A 4280-nucleotide genomic window follows, 5' to 3' on the forward strand; every position below is an offset into this window, starting at 1 on the left:
AATTCCGGCGGTGATTTTAAGTGTCATCAAAGGGTGACGCACAAACGCCGACAGAAGAGAGCGGTCGCTCAGTTCCTGACGATCCGCAACAAAGGATGCGACCAGCAACATGCCTTCCGCATCACTCTCGTCAATTCGCACCAGCAGTTTGTCATGCGGCGGTTCGATCTGAAAATGATACTGGCAATCCATCGGCACAAAGGGGGAGACATAGAAATCTTTGGCGCAGGATTGGCGGACGCTGTTCTGCTGGTCGTGCTCTACCGGTATCGTGTAGGTGTGGCGCTCGCCAAATGTATTGCAAACCTCATAAAGAATGGCGCGTAAACCATTGGCATTATAGCAAAAATACATGGTCAACGGATTGAATACGTAACCCAGAATGCGTGGGTAACATAAGATGTGGATTGCCATGTCAGGCTCCAGCATGCCGGCATCATTCAGCCGGCTTTTAACCCACTGCCGCAAGCCGTTGGTGCTGCCATTGCCATGGTCCTTGTCGTGAAAGCTGACGAGCGCGCGACGATTGTAACCAAACAGGCGCATCGTTTTGTCGAGGGTGGTCAGTTCGTCGAGATCCAGCAGAAGAGAGAAGACGTGATATTGCAGGCGGTGCCGTTTGGGCCGAAACCGCATATGCATGACCTTGCCTGCAAAAAGCGCCGAATGCACCATCACTCCGCTGCCTCTAGTCTGGGTGGTAAATGGATGCGGCCGGATTCATTGGCCACCGTCCAGGGTCTTTTTTGCCCTGATATCGCCTCCGCAACGGCAAGTCCCGACTGCAAACCATCCTCATGAAAACCATAGCCGCAATAGGCACCACAAAACCATATCCCGTTTTTACCCTGAATACGCCAGAGATTGCGCTGTGCCTCGAGTGCGGCGCGATCAAAGATCGGATGCATATAGTGGATAAGGCGCAGGATATTTTCCGGAGCGATTTCACGGATCGGATTAAGGGTGACAAACAGCGGATCTGTCATTGGGATATTTTGCAGGCGGTTCATCCAGTAGGTCACACACAGTGACTGGGCGCCATCCCGTCCGGCCTCACCAATGTAATTCCAGCTTGCCCAGGTGCGCTTGCGCTTCGGCATCAAGGATGGATCGGTGTGCAGAACCGCTTCATTGTCGGTGTAACGGAACGAATTAAGCATGTTTCGTTCTTCGGTACTGGCATCGCCAAGCATCAAAAGGGCCTGATCTGCATGGGCCGCAATGACGACATCGGAGAAAATTTCGCGGTTTCCGTGTTCATCCAGAATGTGCACACCATTGCTGTTGCGTTCGACGGAGATGACGCGCGTTGACAGGCGAATGTCGGACAAATCCTGCTGCAGGCGATTAACATATTGGCGGCTGCCGCCATCCACCGTCCGCCATTGCGGGCGATCCTTGAGGGTCAAAAGGCCATGACTTACAAAAAAGCGAACGAATGCCTTGAACGGGTAGGCGCGCATTTCTTCTGATGACGCCGACCATATTGCTGCGCCCATTGGCAGAAGATGGTTGTCGATGAAGCCTGGGCCATAGCCATTTGCATCGAGATATTCGCCAATCGTCACATCTTCGACGGCAGGTGACGACAAGGCAAGCGGTGCTTCACGGTAAAATCGCAGGAGATCACGCAGCATGCCCCAGAACTTTGGCCTGACGATATTGCCCCGTTGGCCCATCAGGCCGTTTAGACCTGAACCGGAATATTCCATCTTGCCGCCATTCAACGACACGGCAAACGACATGTTGGATGCCTGTGTTTCGACGCCGACAGTTCGAAATAGCTCTACCAGATTGGGATAGTTGCGTTCGTTGTAGACGATGAAGCCGGTATCAACATCAATGTCGCCCTCACTTCCAGTAACTGTGACAGTGTTGGAGTGACCACCTAAGCGATTATCTCCTTCATAAACAGTAACGGATGCGCTTTGCGACATGAGCCAGGCGGCCGAGAGACCTGAAATGCCGGAACCGACCACGGCAATACGTTTGGTCTCATTTGTGGATTGTTTTCCGGTCGCCACTGCACACCTCATTTTTGTTGTGCATGTTCTACGCATGGCAATGCATTTTGGATCGCAGCAAAATTAAAAAAATCGACCAAGTGATCTATTCTTTCACGCGACACGTAGAAGCGGCATGGACACACATATTTCCATAGGCGTGCCGACGTGGCAAAAGGATGCTGGAGTTATATTCCGGCAGCCCTGTGCTTTGCGTCGGAAGAGCCGGAGAAATATTGGAATGAAGGAACGCGCCGCAGACGGCGGGCAGCATGATTTCGAGACACTGATGCAGGCCATCAGCGTTCATAGGGATATTCATGCGTATGAAATAGTGTTCCGGCATTTTGCGCCACGTGTTCGCTCATACATGGCCAAACTTGCAGCAGACAGTCAGTCTGCGGAAGAGCTGATGCAAGAAACCATGATCGCCGTGTGGAACAAGGCGGACAGATATGACCGCTCGAAAGGATCACTCTCGACATGGATTTTTACCATTGCCCGTAATCTGCGTATCGATGCGGTCAGAAAAGAAAAACGTCCGGAGTTTGATCCGGATGATCCGGTTTTTGTCCCTGATGCAGAGCCTTCCGCTGACACTGTGCTGGTCGCTCAACAAAGCGCGGATCAGTTGAAAACGGCTCTCGCCGAACTTCCGCAGGAACAGGCAAAATTGCTTGAAATGTCGTTTTTTGAAGATGCGACACATAGCGTGATTGCACAGCAGCTGAATATTCCCCTTGGAACGGTGAAGTCGCGCATGCGGCTCGCCTTTGCCAAGCTGCGTCTTGCCCTCGGAAAGGGAGACGACGCATGATCGAGGTCAGACATCATCTCAGCGACGATCTGCTTTCTGCCTATGCCGCCGGTACATTGGCTGAAGGTTGGAGCATTGCCGTGGCATCGCATCTGGCGCTTTGTCCTTCATGTCGCGCGCGCCTGGCGGGTTATGAACATCTGGGTGGTCAGTTGATTGAGGCGCTGCCAGCGGCCGGAAATGTTGATGCTGCCTGGGACTTGATAAAAGCGCGGGTAGGCACTCAGTATAAAGCTGACGCAACCGATGTGAAATCCACGGTGTCGCCGTCACAGTGTATGTCGCTGCCGGAACCTTTGCGTTCCTATGTTGGCGGTGATCTTGCTGAGCTGAAATGGAAACCGCTTGGTCGCGGTGCCTACCATATCCCGATCAAAACGGCGGACAAGGAAACCAGCGTTCGCCTGTTGCGCATACCGGCCGGTAAACCGGTTCCGGAACATGGCCATGGCGGCAGGGAACTGACACTTGTGCTAACTGGCAGCTTCACGGATGAAACCGACACCTATGCGCGCGGCGACATAGAGGATGCGGATTCCGATCTCGTACACCAGCCAGTCGCATCGCCAGATCAGGACTGCATATGCCTTGCGGTTACGGATGCACCGCTAAAATTCCGAAGCTGGATTGTGCGTCTCGTGCAACCAATTCTTGGTATCTGACGAAGGGAAAAGGGAGGTGTGACATGGTGAAATACCTGACGGCTTATATCGCAACGGCCGTGGTGTTTTTTGGTCTGGATTTCATCTGGCTCTCCACCATGACCCGCACCTTTTACCGCAGTCGCATTGGTTCTCTTCTGCTGGAACAGCCGAATTTTACGGCCGCCGGCATTTTCTACCTGCTTTACGTGGCGGGCATTGTCTATTTCGGCGTGTGGTCAGCGCTCAGTTCCGGCAACTGGACAACGGCGCTGATAAATGGTGCGCTTCTCGGCATGCTGGCCTATGGCACTTACGACATGACAAATCTATCAACGCTGAAAGGCTGGTCGGTGTCGATGACGGTGGTCGATATCATTTGGGGGACATTCCTGACGGGGCTTGCATCCCTGTCAGGATATCTTGTCACCACCGCCGTGGTTGGAAAAATCAGCGGGCCGTAGCAGTCGCGCGATCCAGACGCAGAGCGCCAGTGTCAGTTACCGTAATGTTCAGTTCGTCGTAACTGTCGATGGACAGGTGATCGGTCACAATCGGGTGGGAATGGGTTGCACTGATCACCACAACATTTGCACCCATGCGTTCGCCGGCGTTGATGCCAGCCGGCGCATCCTCAAACACCACACATTGTGTCGGCTCGACACCAAGCAGCTTGGCGGCCTTCAGGTACCCTTCAGGATCTGGTTTGCCATTTTCGACATCTTCACCGCAAATCATGATTGGTGGAGGAACAATGCCTGCGGCGGCAAGGCGCAGCAAGGCAAGCGGACGTGGGGCTGATGTGACGATCGCCCATTT

6 protein-coding genes are annotated in these 4280 nt (G+C 53.4%); 3 read left to right on the forward strand and 3 right to left on the reverse strand.

Going from position 1 to position 4280, the window contains the following annotated elements; translation table 11 throughout:
- A partial coding sequence (locus tag RT613_RS10040; RefSeq protein WP_313615005.1) for a DUF1365 domain-containing protein occupies nt 1-678 on the reverse strand: 678 nt, incomplete at its 3' end.
- Entirely contained in the window at nt 675-2024 is a 1350-nt protein-coding gene (locus RT613_RS10045; RefSeq protein ID WP_313615006.1) for an NAD(P)/FAD-dependent oxidoreductase, read from the reverse strand. The genes RT613_RS10040 and RT613_RS10045, both read right to left, overlap by 4 nt.
- A gap of 220 nt (nt 2025-2244) precedes the next feature.
- Here RT613_RS10045 and RT613_RS10050 point away from each other — a divergent pair, with 220 nt between their 5' ends.
- Genes RT613_RS10050 through RT613_RS10060 form a run of 3 tightly spaced genes read left to right on the forward strand, consistent with a single transcriptional unit; the run spans nt 2245 to nt 3925 of the window.
- Complete coding sequence (locus RT613_RS10050; RefSeq protein WP_313615007.1) at nt 2245-2820, forward strand: sigma-70 family RNA polymerase sigma factor; 576 nt, start codon at nt 2245-2247, stop codon at nt 2818-2820.
- Nucleotides 2820-3482, forward strand: a complete 663-nt coding sequence (locus tag RT613_RS10055; RefSeq protein WP_313615127.1) for a ChrR family anti-sigma-E factor — start codon at nt 2820-2822, stop codon at nt 3480-3482. Before RT613_RS10050 ends, RT613_RS10055 begins: the two co-directional genes overlap by 1 nt.
- A gap of 23 nt (nt 3483-3505) precedes the next feature.
- The gene (locus RT613_RS10060) at nt 3506-3925 is read left to right on the forward strand and encodes a DUF2177 family protein (protein ID WP_409558799.1); all 420 of its coding nucleotides are present in this window, start codon (nt 3506-3508) and stop codon (nt 3923-3925) included.
- Here the strand turns inward: RT613_RS10060 and RT613_RS10065 are convergent.
- Nucleotides 3912-4280, reverse strand: a 369-nt coding sequence (locus tag RT613_RS10065) for an HAD-IA family hydrolase (protein ID WP_313615008.1), incomplete at its 5' end; no start/stop codon positions are given. The genes RT613_RS10060 and RT613_RS10065 overlap by 14 nt on opposite strands.

The organism is Agrobacterium sp. (genome assembly GCF_032092815.1).
Classification (GTDB): domain Bacteria; phylum Pseudomonadota; class Alphaproteobacteria; order Rhizobiales; family Rhizobiaceae; genus Agrobacterium.

What these genes read in the sequence shown, in the direction of transcription:
- RT613_RS10060 (WP_409558799.1), top strand. Translation starts at nt 3,506, where the DNA reads ATGGTGAAATACCTGACGGCTTATATCGCAACGGCCGTGGTGTTTTTT.
- RT613_RS10050 (WP_313615007.1), top strand. Translation starts at nt 2,245, where the DNA reads ATGAAGGAACGCGCCGCAGACGGCGGGCAGCATGATTTCGAGACACTG.